The sequence below is a fragment of the Deltaproteobacteria bacterium genome (genome assembly GCA_016213065.1).
Classification (GTDB): Bacteria; UBA10199; UBA10199; order SPLOWO2-01-44-7; family SPLOWO2-01-44-7; genus JACRBV01.
Genome location: JACRBV010000145.1, coordinates 1 through 14,175, shown reverse-complemented (window position 1 = coordinate 14,175; position 14,175 = coordinate 1). Strand labels below are relative to the sequence as shown.

Sequence of the window (14,175 nt, the reverse complement as noted above, 5' to 3'; positions counted from 1 at the left end):
TGCAAAGTTGACTATTCCAAGGGACAAATTATTACTTCGCCGCATACCACGAGCAACCAACTATGAAAATTCCCCTCGACTGGTTAAAAGAATTTATTTCGCTTCGTGCAAAACCTCAGGAGATTGCCGACCAGTTGTCGATGGCGGGGCTGGAGGTGGAGGCGGTTGAAGAGGTGAATGGAGAAACGGTTTTGACGTTGGGGATTACTCCTAACCGTGCAGACTGTTTAAGTCTTCTTGGGGTTGCGCGCGAAATAAGTGCTCTTCAGGGAAAGAAATTAAATCCAAAAATGACAGTCACCCCGAAAGGGGAAGGAAAAATCGCGCAACTTTTGAGAGTACAGGTTCTCTCGAAAGCCGCTTGCCCGCGATACATGGTGCGCATCCTTCGTGGCCTTCAAATCAAACCGTCTCCCGATTGGATGCAGAAACGTTTGAACAGAGCAGGTCTTCGCACCGTTAATAATGTGGTTGATTGCACCAATTATGTGATGTGGGAGCTGGGACAGCCGCTCCATGCTTTCGATTATCGTTTTTTGAGAGATCGTCAAATTGTTGTGCGTCAGGAAAAAATGCCGATAAAATTTAAGACGCTCGATGGTGTGGATCGCTCTTGTGAATTGAATGATCTTTTTATCTGTGATGGTGGGGGACCTGTTGCTCTTGCCGGAATTATGGGAGGGGCCAATTCCCAGATTCAGGAAGACACGAAAGACATTGTGCTTGAGGCCGCGTATTTTAATCCCCGGCAAATTCACAGAACAAGAAAACGTCTGAGACTTTCCACAGATTCTTCCTATCGTTTTGAGCGAGGCATTGATCCAAATGGTGTAGCCAATGCTTTGCACCGCGTGACGGAATTGATTCTTCAAACCGCAGGTGGAAAAGCAACTGTGGATTGGATCGATCTTTATTCAAGAAAAATAAAACCAGCCGTCATTACTTTGCCCCTTTCTGAAGTGGGCCGCATATTGGGAGTAACTTTTTCCTCCGGCGAGGTGGCCCGTTTGCTAGGGGCGTTGGGGTTTGTGACACACGCGAAAGGGAAGGGACTCTCCGTTCAGGTTCCTACTTATCGCCCCGACATTACAATTCCGATAGATTTGGTTGAAGAGGTGGCGCGTTTGAAAGGTTACGATAAAATTCCGGCGACGCTTCCAAAAATCCAGATGAACCTTCCGAAACAACCTTCGGATGTTTGCGCTGAAAAAATAACAATCGATTGCTGTCTGAGTTTGGGTTTTTCACAAGCTTGTCATTTAAGTTTTACTTCACTTAAAAAAGCTGAGCTCTTTTGCGAAGATGCTTCAAAACTTGTTTTGCTCCAAAATCCTTTGTCGGAGGATCATGCCTGTTTAAGACCCTCTTTGCTTCCGTCTCTACTCGATGCGGTGGCCTTTAATCTCCATCGCCAAAGAAAGGGCGTAAAACTTTTTGAACTGAAACACACCTTTTCCCTTCAAAATAACGAAGTGAAAATTAGCGAGCTTTGCTCGCGTGAGGGGGAGGCTCCAACGGCTTTGCCGTTGGAGGGGGCGACGCAAGCCCCTATAATAGAAACCAAACATCTGGCAGTGGTGGCGACAGGAGCGGAATGGGAAACTCAGTGGCAGTTGAAACCCAAAGAAACTAATTTTTATACTTTGAAAGGATTGCTTCAACGGTTAACCGGTTTTCTTCACATTGAAGATTTGGAGTTTGTTCGAGATAACCATGGCAGTTGGATTTTTTTTCAGGGGAAAAAGATTGGTTGGCTGAGCAGTCTCAATCCCCAACTATTAAAAGAATGGGAAATTGAATCGGAAGTTTATGCCTTCGAACTCAACTGGGAAGTTTTGGCGGATGCTTCCAACAAAAGTTTCATTCATTATAAGACCCTCTCCAAGTTTCCGTTTGTTGAAAGAGATGTCGCGCTGATTTTGGATCAAGCAATTCCGGCTTCAAAAGTAGAAGAGGCGATCTTTAACTTTAACAACCCATGGATCAAAAAAATCCTTATATTTGACCTATTTAAAGGCGGAAACTTGCCACAAGGGAAGAAGAGTTTGGCCTTTCGTCTTCGCTATGCCTCTCCGGAAAAAACCCTTACGAGTGAAGAGGTCAACCAAGTTCATACCGAACTCATAAGTCGTTTGGAAAACGAGCTTTCAGCTCAACTTCGCACCTAAAATTTTAGCTAGCGCTTATAACTTATTGTGTTAGAATGCCTTTGAGTAATTTCACAAAGGGAGGTGCCATGACAAAAGCCGATATCATCGAACAGATTTACGAGAAGGTCGGTTTTTCCAAAAAGGAATCCTCTGAGATTGTCGAACTTGTCTTCGACACCATAAAAGAAACTCTTGAGAAGGGTGAGAAGATAAAAATTTCCGGTTTCGGAAATTTTGTTGTTCGAGCCAAACGACCTCGGGTCGGGCGCAATCCACAGACAGGTGAAGAGATAGAAATTTCAGCAAGACGTGTTTTAACGTTTCGTCCCAGTCAGGTTTTGAAACAAGCATTAAATAAATCGGAATTACCCGCATGAAAGCTTATAGTATTCCGAATAAGCTCTACTTTCGGATCGGCGAAGTGGCAGACCTCCTCGAGGTTAAGCCCTATGTTCTTCGCTATTGGGAAACCGAATTTCCCGATATCAAACCATCCAAATCAAAATCAGGCCAGCGCTTGTACAAACGCCGTGATGTGGAAATGCTGGTGCGCATCAAGGAACTTCTTTATGGCGAACGCTTTACGATCAATGGAGCTAGAAAACGCTTGAAGGAAATGATGCGGGAATACAGAAGCTACGAATCTGTTCAAGAAGCAACGCCGCAAGAAGAACTTCAACCAAAAATTGTGAAAATTCATTCCGGGAATTCTCATCCGGTTCATGCTAACGGGAATTCTGACGCCAATACCAATGTCAATCCCACTCCAAATTCAGCATTGTCACCCGTTCAGCAACAAGTCCCACCTTTCGATAATCGAAAACTCCTGCTTAAAATCAAAAAAGAGCTCGAAGGCCTGCTTCATACTTTAAAAATTTGAATACGGTTGAAATGCCTATGCACTTGAGTCCCGTAAGAAAACCTTTGCCCCCTTTTGTCATCCCCGCGCAGGCGGGGATCCAGTGATTTCAAGCGCTTCTGGATTCCCGCCTTCGCGGGAATGACAGAACGGGATTCAAAGGTATAAGCATTTACGGTTGATTATCTTCGTCTGCCGAAAATTCTTAGCAACATCAGAAAGAGATTGATGAAGTCGAGGTAGAGGGCGAGGGCGCCCATGATGGCGGCTTTTTCGCCTGATTCGGAGTTGGCGTCGATGTTACTGTTTAGTTGTTTAATTTTTTGGGTGTCATAGGCGGTGAGGCCTACGAAAATCAAAACTCCGGCATAAGTTGTGATCCAGTAAAGTGCGGAATTCTGAAAGAAGATATTTACAAGAGAGGCGATAATCAGGCCGATTAAAGCCATCCCGCACAAATTGCCGATGGAAGTCAGGTCTCTCTTCGTTACATACCCGTAAATACTCATCGCGCCAAAGGTTCCGGCGGTTACAAAAAAAGTGGAAGCCAGTGATTCCTGAGTAAAGGCGATAAAAACAACCGACAAGGTGAGTCCATTTAAAATAGAGTAGCCAATAAAGGAAGTAATGGCCGTTTGAACCGACATGCGGTTGATTGCGGCGGAAAGATAAAAAACAAGTCCCAGTTCCGCGATGAGCAATGCGTAAAAAAGAATCCGGTTTTCCAAAATGGTTGAAATAAGGACCGGTGTGGATGCGGTAAAAAGAGCGACAATAGCGGTGATCATGAGCGCGCCGGCCATCCAGCCATAGACTTTGTTGATGAAGGTTCTCTGAACTAGGACCTGAGTCGACAATGTATTTTGATTCATGGTTTGACTTATACTTTGTTTTTTGAAAGTTTGTAAATAGAAAATGCCCTGCTTTTTCGTAGCGGAACGTAGCGCAGCCTGGTAGCGCACTTCCTTGGGGTGGAAGGGGTCCCGGGTTCAAATCCCGGCGTTCCGACAATACAAGGAGGATTTTATGAAAAAAACATTAGCGATCGCTCTGGCGGCAATTTTGCTTGGAGCTTCCGGTTTTGCCGGCACCGTTCGTGCCGATGATAGTCACAAGAATCAAAAACAGGAAAAGAAGACCCAGCAGGAAAAACAAGAACAGCGCAAACTTAAGAAACAAATGAAGCCAAATGCGCACAAAGCAACCCCGGCGACTCACGCAACTCCCGCTGTACCTGCGAAAGCAGGAACTCCGGCAACTCCGGCAAAGCCAGCAACTCCAGCTGTGCCCGCCAAGAAAAAGTAAGGTTATTGATGAGGTAGAAACAGTCAAACGACACGGTCTGAAGGCCGTGTCGCTTTTGACTATGTATTTTTGGTTCTGTCATCCCCGCGCAGGCGGGGATCCAGTACTGGATTCCTGCTCCCTGCTTACTACCTGCAGGGACAAGCTTCGCAGGAATGACGCAAAGGATATTGTCTCCTTAATCGAGAATATTTCCCCGTCCCAAAATCCAGTTTGTGTCCCATTCTTTTTTGATTTGTTTTAACTGATCGATGTGCGGTTGTTTCCACTGGATCGGTACGAGGTTGCGATGCATCTTGCCAATCCCGTGTTCTCCGGCCACGCCGCCTCCAAGTTCCACCGCTTTGTGGCAACATTGGAGCAAAACTTTTTCCGCTTTGTGTTTTTCCTCGGCTGTCTTGCAGAGATAATTTACATGCGGGTGGCCGCGTCCAATGTGGGCATAAGCCATGAAGGGAACGCCCAGCGTCGCTCCCGTTTGATAAGTATAGTGCATCATCTTTTTGATTTTTGTGATGGGAACCCACCAATCACTTCCCACTTTTCCACCGCCTTGCGCCCAAAAATGGCGCCACTCTTCATTGATCTTTGACGGAATTTGATGACGCCACTGTCGCATTTTTTCTTTTTGCTTGTCAGTGGTGGCAACCCGTGTTTGTTGGCTCAGCGTTGCGTTCGAATATTTTTCAATTTGTGCAATCCAATCCGTCAGCAATTTTTCAAACTCCGCCTCATCTTTGTATTCCTGTTTGAAATAAATAAGCGTTTCTGTCTTTGCCAATTCTTTCGGGAAAGTGGCGTGGGTCTTCATGTAGCGGAGGGCCGCATGATCGATGAGTTCCAGCGCGCGCGGTTTTAATTTCTGTTCCGCGATGATGGCGACCACAAAATCAAGAGCGTTGAAAACATCGGGAAAAGGGACGAGGGCTGAAAAATATCCGGGAGGTGGATGAATCAAATCAACCGTCACTTCATAAATAAATCCGAGTGTTCCTTCACCGCCGATGAAAAAATCAAGAGGGTTGCCCGTCTCCAAAAAATATCCGGCGCGTCCGGGACAATCAATGAAATTTTCTCCATAGGGACGTGATAAAGCTTTTTCTGTTCCATCGGCCAGCAGTACTTTTATTTCACGAATATATTTTCGTGTGGAACCGTATTGAAACGAATCTTCGCCGCTGGCATTTGTAGAAATGGTGGCTCCGATGCGGGCATCATCCTGTGAAGTAGGAGCGGGAGGATAGAACCAACCTTGGTCTGCGACTGCTTTTTTCAGTTCTGTGATGGTGATGCCGGGTTCCGTTTTGGCATAAGCTTTGCCTTTCACTATGTCGATATCCAAAACTCGTTCCAATCTTTCGGTGGAAATGAGAAGTCCCCCTTCTGCCACCGAAGCGCCCGTCATGGAGGTTTGCGAACCGCAAAAAGTAACCGGAATTTTATTAGCGTTGCAAAATTTCAGCGCTTCCCGGATTTCCTGAACATCTCTAGCCCGCAAAACAGCGTCAGGAATGCCTTGCATCATGGTGTCTTGCGCATAGCTCTTAATTGACGGATCGGTTTTTAAAATCAGGGGCGTGGTTATTGGAAGTTCTTCAATGGATGGCATGATGCGGGTGATGCTGTATCCGACGCACAGGAAAATGTAAAGCAAGAGGGTGAGACTGTATTTTTCTTTTTCGTCTGATAACTGCCTTTACAACAGATGGGGCATAACGGACGGCAACAGATGTCACTCCTTTTTCCTGTTTTGCCTCTTTTTGTTTTAGAAGTGCCAAGGCCAGAAGAATGAGGACTCCTCCGGCAAGTGTGTTGGAAGTCAAAGGTTCTTTCAGCAAAATCAAGGCAAAGAGACAGCCAAAGAGGGGTTGTGAAAACCAAGAGAGGGCAAGAAGCGAAACACTGAAATACTGAAGTGAAGAGAGCCAGATAAAACAGGCCAAAAAAGAACAACCCAGCCCCAGATAGGCCACGGACCCAAGAGTTGCGAGACTGCGCGTGGGAAGCTGTTGCCACATTTCTAATCCCTGAAAGGGTAACATATATATGGAGGCACAGAGAAGGCAGTAGAAGGCGACAACGCACGGGGAGTAGCGGGAGAGAAGCGGTTTCAGGAGGATAGGAAACATCGCCTCTCCCAGTACGGCCAAAAGGAAAAGGAGATTACCAATCCATCGATGGGGTGTGGCACCGGAAAAGTCTGATGTCTGATAGGATAAAATAACAAAGCCAATGCAGGCTAGAATCAATCCCATTTTCATTTTCCGCGTCAATTTTTCTCCAAGAAATAAAACAGCCATGGCGATGGTGGCGACAGGTTCCATGGAGGCGATAAAAGTTCCATCGGTCGCCTGTGACATGCGAATTCCAACAATCTGCAGTAACGAGGCCAGCGTAAAAGCGATAAAAGCGCAAAAAAGAATCATCAAAAAATCGTTTCGTTGAAGCCGAAAATCTTTTCTGAAAAGAAGTATGGGGATAAAAATAAGAGCCGCCAAAGTGTGACGCAGATAAACAATTTGGAAAGGATCCAGTTCACGGGCGGCTAATTTCATGAAGGTGGGTGCTCCAGCGTAAAGAAGATTCATTAGGAGGATGAGAAGGAGGGCTTGCATGATTCTGGCCTACTGCTGTATGAAAAATAGTACAATCCCAAACATCCAAAAAACTGTTTAAAAATCACAATTAAAATCAGATAGTTCATCCAAATTCTTTTTGATGATCTTCTCATCTATTCGATGAAGAATGTCTCATTTCTTCAACGATTAGGCTTTATTTTTGGCCCAAACTCTTTTAAGAGACGCTACTTCACATATATGAAAAAACGCGTTGTTATAGGAATGTCTGGTGGGGTTGATAGCTCCGTTGCGGCGGCTCTTTTATTACAGAAAGGCTACGAGGTTCTCGGATTCTCGATGGATCTGTACAGTTGTGATCGCCCTTTGGAAAAAAGCTGTTGCACGGCCACCGACCGCCTCGATGCCCGAAGAATTTGCGAACAATTAAAAATTTCTTACGACACGATCGATCTTCGCCCTCAATTTCGCACTCATGTTATCGATTATTTTGCCAAGGAATGTGCAAAAGGTCGCACGCCTCTTCCGTGTGTTCCGTGTAATCGTGATATCCGGTTCAAAGCGCTGATCGATTATGCTGATCAGGTCGGAGCCCATTGGATTGCCACGGGTCATTATTCCCGCGTTCAGTAAAATGGGGATGGAAGTTTTTCATTATTGCGAGGGGTTGATCCCAAAAAAGATCAGTCCTATTTTTTATGGGGACTTAATCAAAAAGAGTTGGCTCGTTTAAAATTTCCGCTTGGAAATTTCAGAAAAGAAAAAGTGCGTAAAATTGCAAAAGAGCTCGGTTTGAAAACGCATTCCAAAAGAGACAGTCAGGAACTTTGCTTTGTGGGAGATGGGGACCACGCCCATTTTCTCGAAGAGCACTTTCCCGAGTCTGCATTTCCGTCCGGTGATTTTATGGATGCCTCAGGAAAAAAATTGGGACGTCATCATGGAGTGCATGCCTATACGATTGGCCAACGAAAGAGGTTGGGAATCAGTCTTGGGAGTAGGCGCTATGTGGTGCGCCTCGATGCGGGAAAAAATGAAGTAACATTGGGAGACCGTGACGCCTTAAAGGCGCAAGGATTGATTGCGAAGGATGTCCACTGGATTTCCCCAAGGTCCATGGTCCACAGTCCATGGTCCATAGTCCATTCCCATTCCTCCCTTGTCAAAATTCGTTCCACACACACGGGTGTGATGGCGCAATTGGAAGAAATGGAAAATGAAATAAAAGTTTCCTTTGAAAAATCTCAAGATGCGATTACACCGGGTCAAGCCGCCGTTTTTTATCAGGATGATGTCTGTCTTGGTGGCGGCTGGATAGAAAGGGCATTGGTATGAGTCTACTGAAAGCATTTGAAAAAAAACTGGGATACACCTTCAAAAGAAAAGATCTTTTAAGGCGAGCCCTCACACACAAATCCTACACGAACGAATTCAAACTCTCTCCATTAACACACAATGAACGAAGCGAATTTCTGGGAGACGCCGTACTGGAGCTGGCAATCAGTCACCTGCTCATGGAGAAATTCAAAGAACATCCTGAAGGAGAGCTTTCCAAACTGCGGGCGGCGGTTGTGAATGAAGCCGAGCTGGCAGAGTTGGCGCGCTCCATTCATCTTGGGGAATTTTTATTTTTGGGAAAAGGGGAGGACCTGACAGGCGGCCGTGAAAAACCTTCGCTCTTGTCGGATTCTTACGAAGCTGTTTTGGGGGCTGTTTATCTCGATCGCGGTTTTAAAAAAGCGGCCGATCTTGTAGCAAAACATTTTAAAGATATCGTGGAAAAAGTTGGTGCAGAAGGGTTTGCAAAGGATTATAAGACACGACTTCAGGAAGAGGTTCAGGCGCGTTTTCGCTCCATCCCGCGCTACAAGCTTGTCAAGGCGGTGGGGCCGGATCACCTAAAGACATTTGAAGTGAACCTGTATATAAAAGAAGAACTCTATGGAGTGGGGATGGGAAACAGTAAAAAAAGTGCCGAGCAATCTGCGGCGCGTGAAGCGTTGGTAAAATTAACCGGAGGCGAATAATGAATTTCAAAGCAGGTTATGTGGCGATTGTGGGGCAACCGAATGTGGGCAAATCAACCCTGCTCAATAAAATTATCGGGGAACCCGTGGCGATTGTGACACCCAAACCACAAACAACAAGAAATCGGATCATCGGAATTTTAAATCGCCCCGATGCACAGCTTGTGTTTATCGATACTCCCGGTTATCATTCCATTCCGCGTCCTCTCCATCAGTTCATGCTCAACGAAATTGAAAAGACTATTGATGAAAGTGATCTCTTCTGTTTTTTAATTGATCCCGAATCGGATCAACCTCATCTGGACGATGATCTTCTCGAACGTCTTCACGGAAAAAATCCGATTGTCATTGTGAATAAAGCCGACCTATTTTTAGGGGCTCGCGTCGCCCCCTCCACCGGCAAAGCCGGCGGAGCCTCCCCCTCTCGCTCGCATTCGCTCGCTAAATCTAGGGAGGAGATTGCCGAAGAGCTCCGTTCCAAGTGGAATCTCAAAGAACTCTTTTTTATTTCAGCTTTGCACGGCGATGGAGTTCAAGAACTCATTCAAACGCTGACAGACCGCCTTCCGGAGGGACCGAAATTTTTTGAAGAAGATATTTACACAGAACTCCCCATCCGTTTTTTGGCGGCGGAATCTATTCGGGAACAGGCCATGTTGTTGCTCCATCAGGAACTCCCGTATGGTTTGGCGGTTGAGGTTGTGAGTTTTGAAGAGAAACCGCAAATCACCGTCATCAAAGCCAATATCGTCGTTGAAAGTCCCTCCCATAAAAGCATGGTCATTGGCAAGGGAGGGCAGATGATCAAAAAACTTGGTACTCGCGCCCGTGAAAGAATCGAATTCATGATGGGAGATCAAAAAGTATTTCTCGAACTTTTTGTAAAAGTGGATGAAGACTGGACTTTGAGCGCCGACAAATTAAGACAGTATGGATATGTCTGAAATAAAAGAAATTCCTGCCACCACGCCGATGCTTAGACAATATCTGAGCATCAAGGGTCAGTATCCCGATTCGATTCTTTTTTTTCGCTTGGGCGATTTTTATGAAATGTTTTTTGAAGATGCCCAAGTTGCTTCCAAAATTCTCGATATTGCGTTGACCTCCCGCAACAAGGGAGAATCGGAACCGGTCCCCCTCTGCGGCGTTCCGTATCACGCGTGCCAGCCCTACATTGCCAAACTGCTTCAGGCCGGGAAAAAGATAGCGATCTGCGAACAGATCGAAAATCCCAAAGAGGCCGTGGGTATTGTTAAACGCGATGTGATCCGCATTATCACGCCCGGCATGGTTTTGGACGACTCTGTTTTGGAATCGTCGGCCCCCAATTATTTGGTGGCTGTGTGTGGTGAGATTAAAAATTTTTCGCTCGCCTATCTTGATATTTCAACGGGGGAATTTCGCGCGGGGTCGGTGATTTCTTTGGATGCCCTGTTGGATGAAATCGCCAAACTCGATCCGAAAGAAATTTTAATTCCGCAATCATGGGAGGCCAACCGGTTCAAAGAAAAACTGAATTCCCATTTTCCGAATGCTCTGATTTCACTTCTCTCTGAAAAAGAATTCAATCCTTCGCAAGTGGAAATTTTTGAAGGGGCCAACCTTTTAAAAATAAAATCGCCCAAAGCTTTGCAAGCGGCCGGAGCTCTTTGGGGATATGCGTGTTATACCCAGAAGGGCGCGCCTTCCCATGTCACAACGCTTTTGCCCCATGAAACGAAAAGTTTTTTGATTCTGGATGAGTCAGCGCAAAAACATTTGGAGCTTTTGAAAACAGAGGATCAGGAAAAAAAAGGTTCTCTGCTGTATCTGCTCGATAAAACACAAACTCCGATGGGTGCCAGAAAATTGCGCCAATGGCTTTTGTATCCGCTGGTTGATTTAACGGCGATTCGGGAAAGACAAACAGCCATTGCCTGCCTCATGAATGAATTTTCTCTGCAGGAGGGACTTAATAAAAACCTGAAAAATATCTCCGATCTGGAGAGATTGGTGGGGCGCATCGCCATTGGAACCGCCAATGCCAGAGATATTGTGGCGCTGTCTAATTCCTTAAAAATATTTCCGGAACTGATTTCCATTTTAAAATTACAGGAAGGTTTGCTTAGGATTGCTGTTGTTCTGCTTCAAAATTTTGAACCACTGGTCGAAAAAATTTCAAAAACATTGGTGGAAGATCCTCCGTTCAGTATTCGGGAAGGCGGATTTATCCGGACCGGCATTCATCCGGAACTCGATGAATTGAGAAAAATCAGGGGAGACGGAAAAAATTTTATTGCCGCATTGGAAGAAAAAGAGCGGACTTCAACCGGCATTTCTTCACTCAAGATCCGCTTCAATAAAGTTTTTGGTTACTACATTGAAATTACCCACACGCATCGCGACAAAGTTCCTTCACACTATATTCGCAAGCAGACTTTGGTGAATGCCGAACGCTACATCACTCAAGAACTCAAAGAATACGAAGAAAAAGTTTTGGGAGCCGAAGGACGCATTACTCAAATTGAATACGAACTCTTCATGATCTTGCAGGACGAAGTGAAGTCGTGGTTGCTTCGCATTCAAAAAGCGGCGGATCAAATTGCCATTTTGGATGCTCTTTTTTCCCTCTCCGCCGTTGCGAGTAAACATCGTTGGGTTGCCCCCAATATGACGACCGAAAATGTTCTGCATATTGAAGAGGGGAGACATCCCATTGTGGAGGAACTTTCGGAGGAACGTTTTGTTCCCAACGATATTCATTTGGGAGTGGAAACGCGTTTCCTGATTATCACGGGCCCGAATATGGCCGGGAAATCGACCGTCATGCGGCAGACCGCGTTGATTGTGATTTTGGCGCAGATGGGTTCTTTTGTGCCGGCGACCAAGACTTCAATCGGTCTGGTCGATCGGATTTTTACACGGGTTGGCGCTTCGGATCGTTTGTCGCGAGGCGAGTCGACCTTCATGGTAGAGATGGTGGAGACGGCCCACATTTTGAAAGAGGCGACCGAAAAGAGTCTCGTGATTATTGATGAGATTGGACGCGGGACTTCCACTTACGATGGAATGAGCATTGCGTGGGCCGTGGCGGAATTTCTCCACCAAAATATCAGGGCCAAAACTCTTTTTGCGACCCACTACCATGAGCTCATTGAAATGCCCGAGTCTTGTGAAGGGATGAAAAATTTCAACATCGCGGTGAAAGAATGGAACGACAAAATTATTTTTCTACGCAAATTGGTTCCCGGTGGCACTTCCAAAAGTTACGGAATTGAAGTGGCAAAGTTGGCCGGTCTGCCGCAAACTGTTGTGAACAGGGCCAAGGAAGTTTTAAAAAACTGGGAGACGTTTGCGGTGAAAAAAAATCCCGAAACCACCCCCCAACTCCCTCTTTTTTCAGATCAAAATGAGGCGCTCATAAAAGAACTGCAATCCATCGATCTCAACAACATGACCCCCATTCAAGCTTTGGAATTTCTCTCCTATCTTAAGAGACAGTCGCAATCTTGATGCGGTGTAAATATTTTCGAAGCCATTTGTCGATTTGCGGAAGACGCACTTCAGTGCCGGCGAGAATTTTTTTGATAAAATGATATCCGACTTGAGGTTCGACCTTGATTTTCCATCCATTCATTCGCAAAAAAATATCCGTCAAAAAAAAGGCGGTTCGCTTATTGCCGTCCACAAAAGGATGATTTAAAAGCAGGGATTCCATCAGGGCCGCCGCCATCTGAGCGATGTCTTTATAATATCCCGTTTGAGGCCTGAAAAGGGCGCTCTCCAGAAGGCCCGGATCTCGGATACCCTTTGTTCCTCCAAAATGTTGGATTAAATTTTGATGGAGTTCCAGCGCTTCTTCTAGGGTTGGAAATTGGATCATTTGGCAAGGAGCCGGCCCAGTTTTTCGTTCTCTTCAATGGATGCTTCCATTTGTTTGACAAAAACGGGACGAACTCTTTTTTTACGGACGAAATCTTTAAGGGCTTCTGTCAGTAATCCGGTAATGCTTTGGTGCGTTTCATCGGAGAGTTCTTTAAACTCTTCCCAAACCTTTTCATCAACTGTTGTGCTGATTTTAACCGCCATGTTTGAAGAATAACCCGTTTTCTTGAAAAATCAAGATATTTCTTCTATTATAGGGGCAGGCAAAGCCCCCTCCAACGGCAAAGCCGTTGGAGCCTCCCCCTCACGTTCGCTTTGCTCACTGATTCTTCTCCTTCATTGCGGTGATTTCGTCTGAAATTTGTTTTAAACTGTCAGAGCCTTTTATGAGGAGATCGGCCGCCTGTTTGCTTTTATCTGGATCATTTTGTTGCAGGGCTATCTCGGTCAGCTTGAAAGAGTCGACATAATTACCAACCGCTTGTTTGAACCGGTCATGCGTTGAAGCCAATCTTGCCGGCGGGGTGTAGGCCTTGGCTTCTTCCCCTATGACAATCAGCTTTTCTTTGGCTGTACTTATTTGTTTCAATGCGTCTTGCTGGCTAACATTGGCAGGATTGGTAAAAAGAGGCGTCACACTTACCATGACTTCGGAAATTTTTTGTCCCATGGGTCCAATTTGTTCCAAGTAAGTCTGAACTTCCACGGTGGGGATTTGTTTTTGCGTATAGATTGAAATAATTTTGATTGTCCCAAAAAGGGTCGCCAATCCTATGGCAATAATACCAAGGACGGTGACAATTTTTTCCAGTTTCTTCATCAGTTCCTCCTTCCCCACCACCTGTGCTGTCTGCCGGACAGACATGCTGTCTGCGCACAGGTGGTGGGGCTTTTATTCCTCCGATTCTACACAATCGGGTTGATCATCATAGGGAATGTCGGGATCGCATTCCACTTCCGCGGAAGGCGAGGGCTGGGTATTATTTTTTTGATTCAATTTTTGACAACCGGGGTCCCAATAGCCGCATTTTTTTGTATTGGCATCCATATCTTTGAAAACTTTTCCACCTGTTCCCCCCTCATCGCCAAAGCACCGATAACCGTATCCCACGTAGTAGGCGCAACGTGCTTGTGCGTGCACACTGAAGAGGGATATAAAGAACACGATTGAGATAAAAAGAAATAATTTTTTCATAACGACCTTCCTTTCAATCGGGTTGACATGATTTCAAAGTGGGACTCCAGTGTGTTCCCGTTTCGCATGTTCGTTGCAATGCCTCCGGAGGCGCTTCATCTTCAATACATCTTTTGAAAGTGGGACTCCAAGTGCCCCGTTCGCATTGGGGTGCAGTGACTTCTTCCTGATGGGCAGGGGGGCTCCGGGCCAGCTCAGG

General features: G+C 45.8%; 16 protein-coding genes and 1 tRNA gene. 10 read left to right on the top strand and 7 right to left on the bottom strand.

Annotated elements, in window-relative coordinates; translation table 11 throughout:
- The first annotated feature begins 62 nt into the window (after nt 1–62).
- The 3 genes from HY877_08645 (at nt 63) to HY877_08635 (ending at nt 3,030) form a co-directional block, all read left to right on the top strand.
- Nucleotides 63–2,168, top strand: coding sequence for a phenylalanine--tRNA ligase subunit beta (locus HY877_08645; protein ID MBI5300339.1), 2,106 nt, complete (start codon nt 63–65; stop codon nt 2,166–2,168).
- Between the two features lie 68 nt (nt 2,169–2,236).
- Nucleotides 2,237–2,527 (top strand): integration host factor subunit alpha, encoded by a 291-nt coding sequence (locus HY877_08640; GenBank protein MBI5300338.1) that lies wholly within the window; start codon nt 2,237–2,239, stop codon nt 2,525–2,527.
- The gene (locus tag HY877_08635; protein ID MBI5300337.1) at nt 2,524–3,030 is read left to right on the top strand and encodes a MerR family transcriptional regulator; all 507 of its coding nucleotides are present in this window, start codon (nt 2,524–2,526) and stop codon (nt 3,028–3,030) included. The genes HY877_08640 and HY877_08635 overlap by 4 nt, the downstream gene beginning before the upstream one ends.
- Before the next feature lie 161 nt (nt 3,031–3,191).
- On the opposite strand, the gene HY877_08630 is transcribed toward HY877_08635, so the two are convergent.
- Complete coding sequence (locus tag HY877_08630) at nt 3,192–3,881, bottom strand: Bax inhibitor-1/YccA family protein (GenBank protein MBI5300336.1); 690 nt, start codon at nt 3,879–3,881, stop codon at nt 3,192–3,194.
- 62 nt (nt 3,882–3,943) lie between these two features.
- Between HY877_08630 and HY877_08625 the strand changes: the two genes are divergently transcribed.
- Nucleotides 3,944–4,017, top strand: a tRNA-Pro gene (locus HY877_08625).
- 18 nt (nt 4,018–4,035) lie between these two features.
- Nucleotides 4,036–4,314, top strand: a complete 279-nt coding sequence (locus HY877_08620; GenBank protein MBI5300335.1) for a hypothetical protein — start codon at nt 4,036–4,038, stop codon at nt 4,312–4,314.
- 178 nt (nt 4,315–4,492) lie between these two features.
- Here HY877_08620 and HY877_08615 read toward each other — a convergent pair whose 3' ends face one another.
- Together HY877_08615 and HY877_08610 are read right to left on the bottom strand one after the other, a co-directional pair.
- Nucleotides 4,493–5,923: an FAD-binding oxidoreductase gene (locus tag HY877_08615; protein ID MBI5300334.1), complete on the bottom strand. Its 1,431-nt coding sequence runs from the start codon at nt 5,921–5,923 to the stop codon at nt 4,493–4,495.
- Nucleotides 5,910–6,929: a DMT family transporter gene (locus HY877_08610; protein ID MBI5300333.1), complete on the bottom strand. Its 1,020-nt coding sequence runs from the start codon at nt 6,927–6,929 to the stop codon at nt 5,910–5,912. Before HY877_08610 ends, HY877_08615 begins: the two co-directional genes overlap by 14 nt.
- Before the next feature lie 201 nt (nt 6,930–7,130).
- Here HY877_08610 and HY877_08605 point away from each other — a divergent pair, with 201 nt between their 5' ends.
- Genes HY877_08605 through mutS form a run of 5 tightly spaced genes read left to right on the top strand, consistent with a single transcriptional unit; the run spans nt 7,131 to nt 12,409 of the window.
- Nucleotides 7,131–7,523 carry a 7-cyano-7-deazaguanine synthase gene (locus tag HY877_08605; protein ID MBI5300332.1) on the top strand — a complete coding sequence of 131 codons (393 nt, stop codon included), beginning with the start codon at nt 7,131–7,133 and terminating at the stop codon, nt 7,521–7,523.
- A gap of 24 nt (nt 7,524–7,547) precedes the next feature.
- Entirely contained in the window at nt 7,548–8,225 is a 678-nt protein-coding gene (locus HY877_08600; GenBank protein ID MBI5300331.1) for a hypothetical protein, read from the top strand.
- Nucleotides 8,222–8,917 carry a ribonuclease III gene (gene rnc / locus HY877_08595; protein ID MBI5300330.1) on the top strand — a complete coding sequence of 232 codons (696 nt, stop codon included), beginning with the start codon at nt 8,222–8,224 and terminating at the stop codon, nt 8,915–8,917. Before HY877_08600 ends, rnc begins: the two co-directional genes overlap by 4 nt.
- On the top strand, nt 8,917–9,861 hold the full coding sequence (era, locus tag HY877_08590; GenBank protein MBI5300329.1) for a GTPase Era: 945 nt from the start codon (nt 8,917–8,919) through the stop codon (nt 9,859–9,861). The genes rnc and era overlap by 1 nt, the downstream gene beginning before the upstream one ends.
- Nucleotides 9,854–12,409 carry a DNA mismatch repair protein MutS gene (gene mutS, locus HY877_08585; protein MBI5300328.1) on the top strand — a complete coding sequence of 852 codons (2,556 nt, stop codon included), beginning with the start codon at nt 9,854–9,856 and terminating at the stop codon, nt 12,407–12,409. Before era ends, mutS begins: the two co-directional genes overlap by 8 nt.
- On the opposite strand, the gene HY877_08580 is transcribed toward mutS, so the two are convergent.
- The 4 genes from HY877_08580 to HY877_08565 form a co-directional block, all read right to left on the bottom strand.
- Entirely contained in the window at nt 12,387–12,779 is a 393-nt protein-coding gene (locus HY877_08580; GenBank protein MBI5300327.1) for a type II toxin-antitoxin system death-on-curing family toxin, read from the bottom strand. The two genes, mutS and HY877_08580, sit on opposite strands and share 23 nt — an antisense overlap.
- Nucleotides 12,776–12,985 carry a hypothetical protein gene (locus tag HY877_08575; GenBank protein ID MBI5300326.1) on the bottom strand — a complete coding sequence of 70 codons (210 nt, stop codon included), beginning with the start codon at nt 12,983–12,985 and terminating at the stop codon, nt 12,776–12,778. Before HY877_08575 ends, HY877_08580 begins: the two co-directional genes overlap by 4 nt.
- 115 nt (nt 12,986–13,100) lie before the next feature.
- The gene (locus tag HY877_08570; protein ID MBI5300325.1) at nt 13,101–13,646 is read right to left on the bottom strand and encodes a hypothetical protein; all 546 of its coding nucleotides are present in this window, start codon (nt 13,644–13,646) and stop codon (nt 13,101–13,103) included.
- Between the two features lie 27 nt (nt 13,647–13,673).
- Nucleotides 13,674–13,976 (bottom strand): hypothetical protein, encoded by a 303-nt coding sequence (locus HY877_08565; GenBank protein ID MBI5300324.1) that lies wholly within the window; start codon nt 13,974–13,976, stop codon nt 13,674–13,676.
- Between the last annotated feature and the right edge of the window lie 199 nt (nt 13,977–14,175).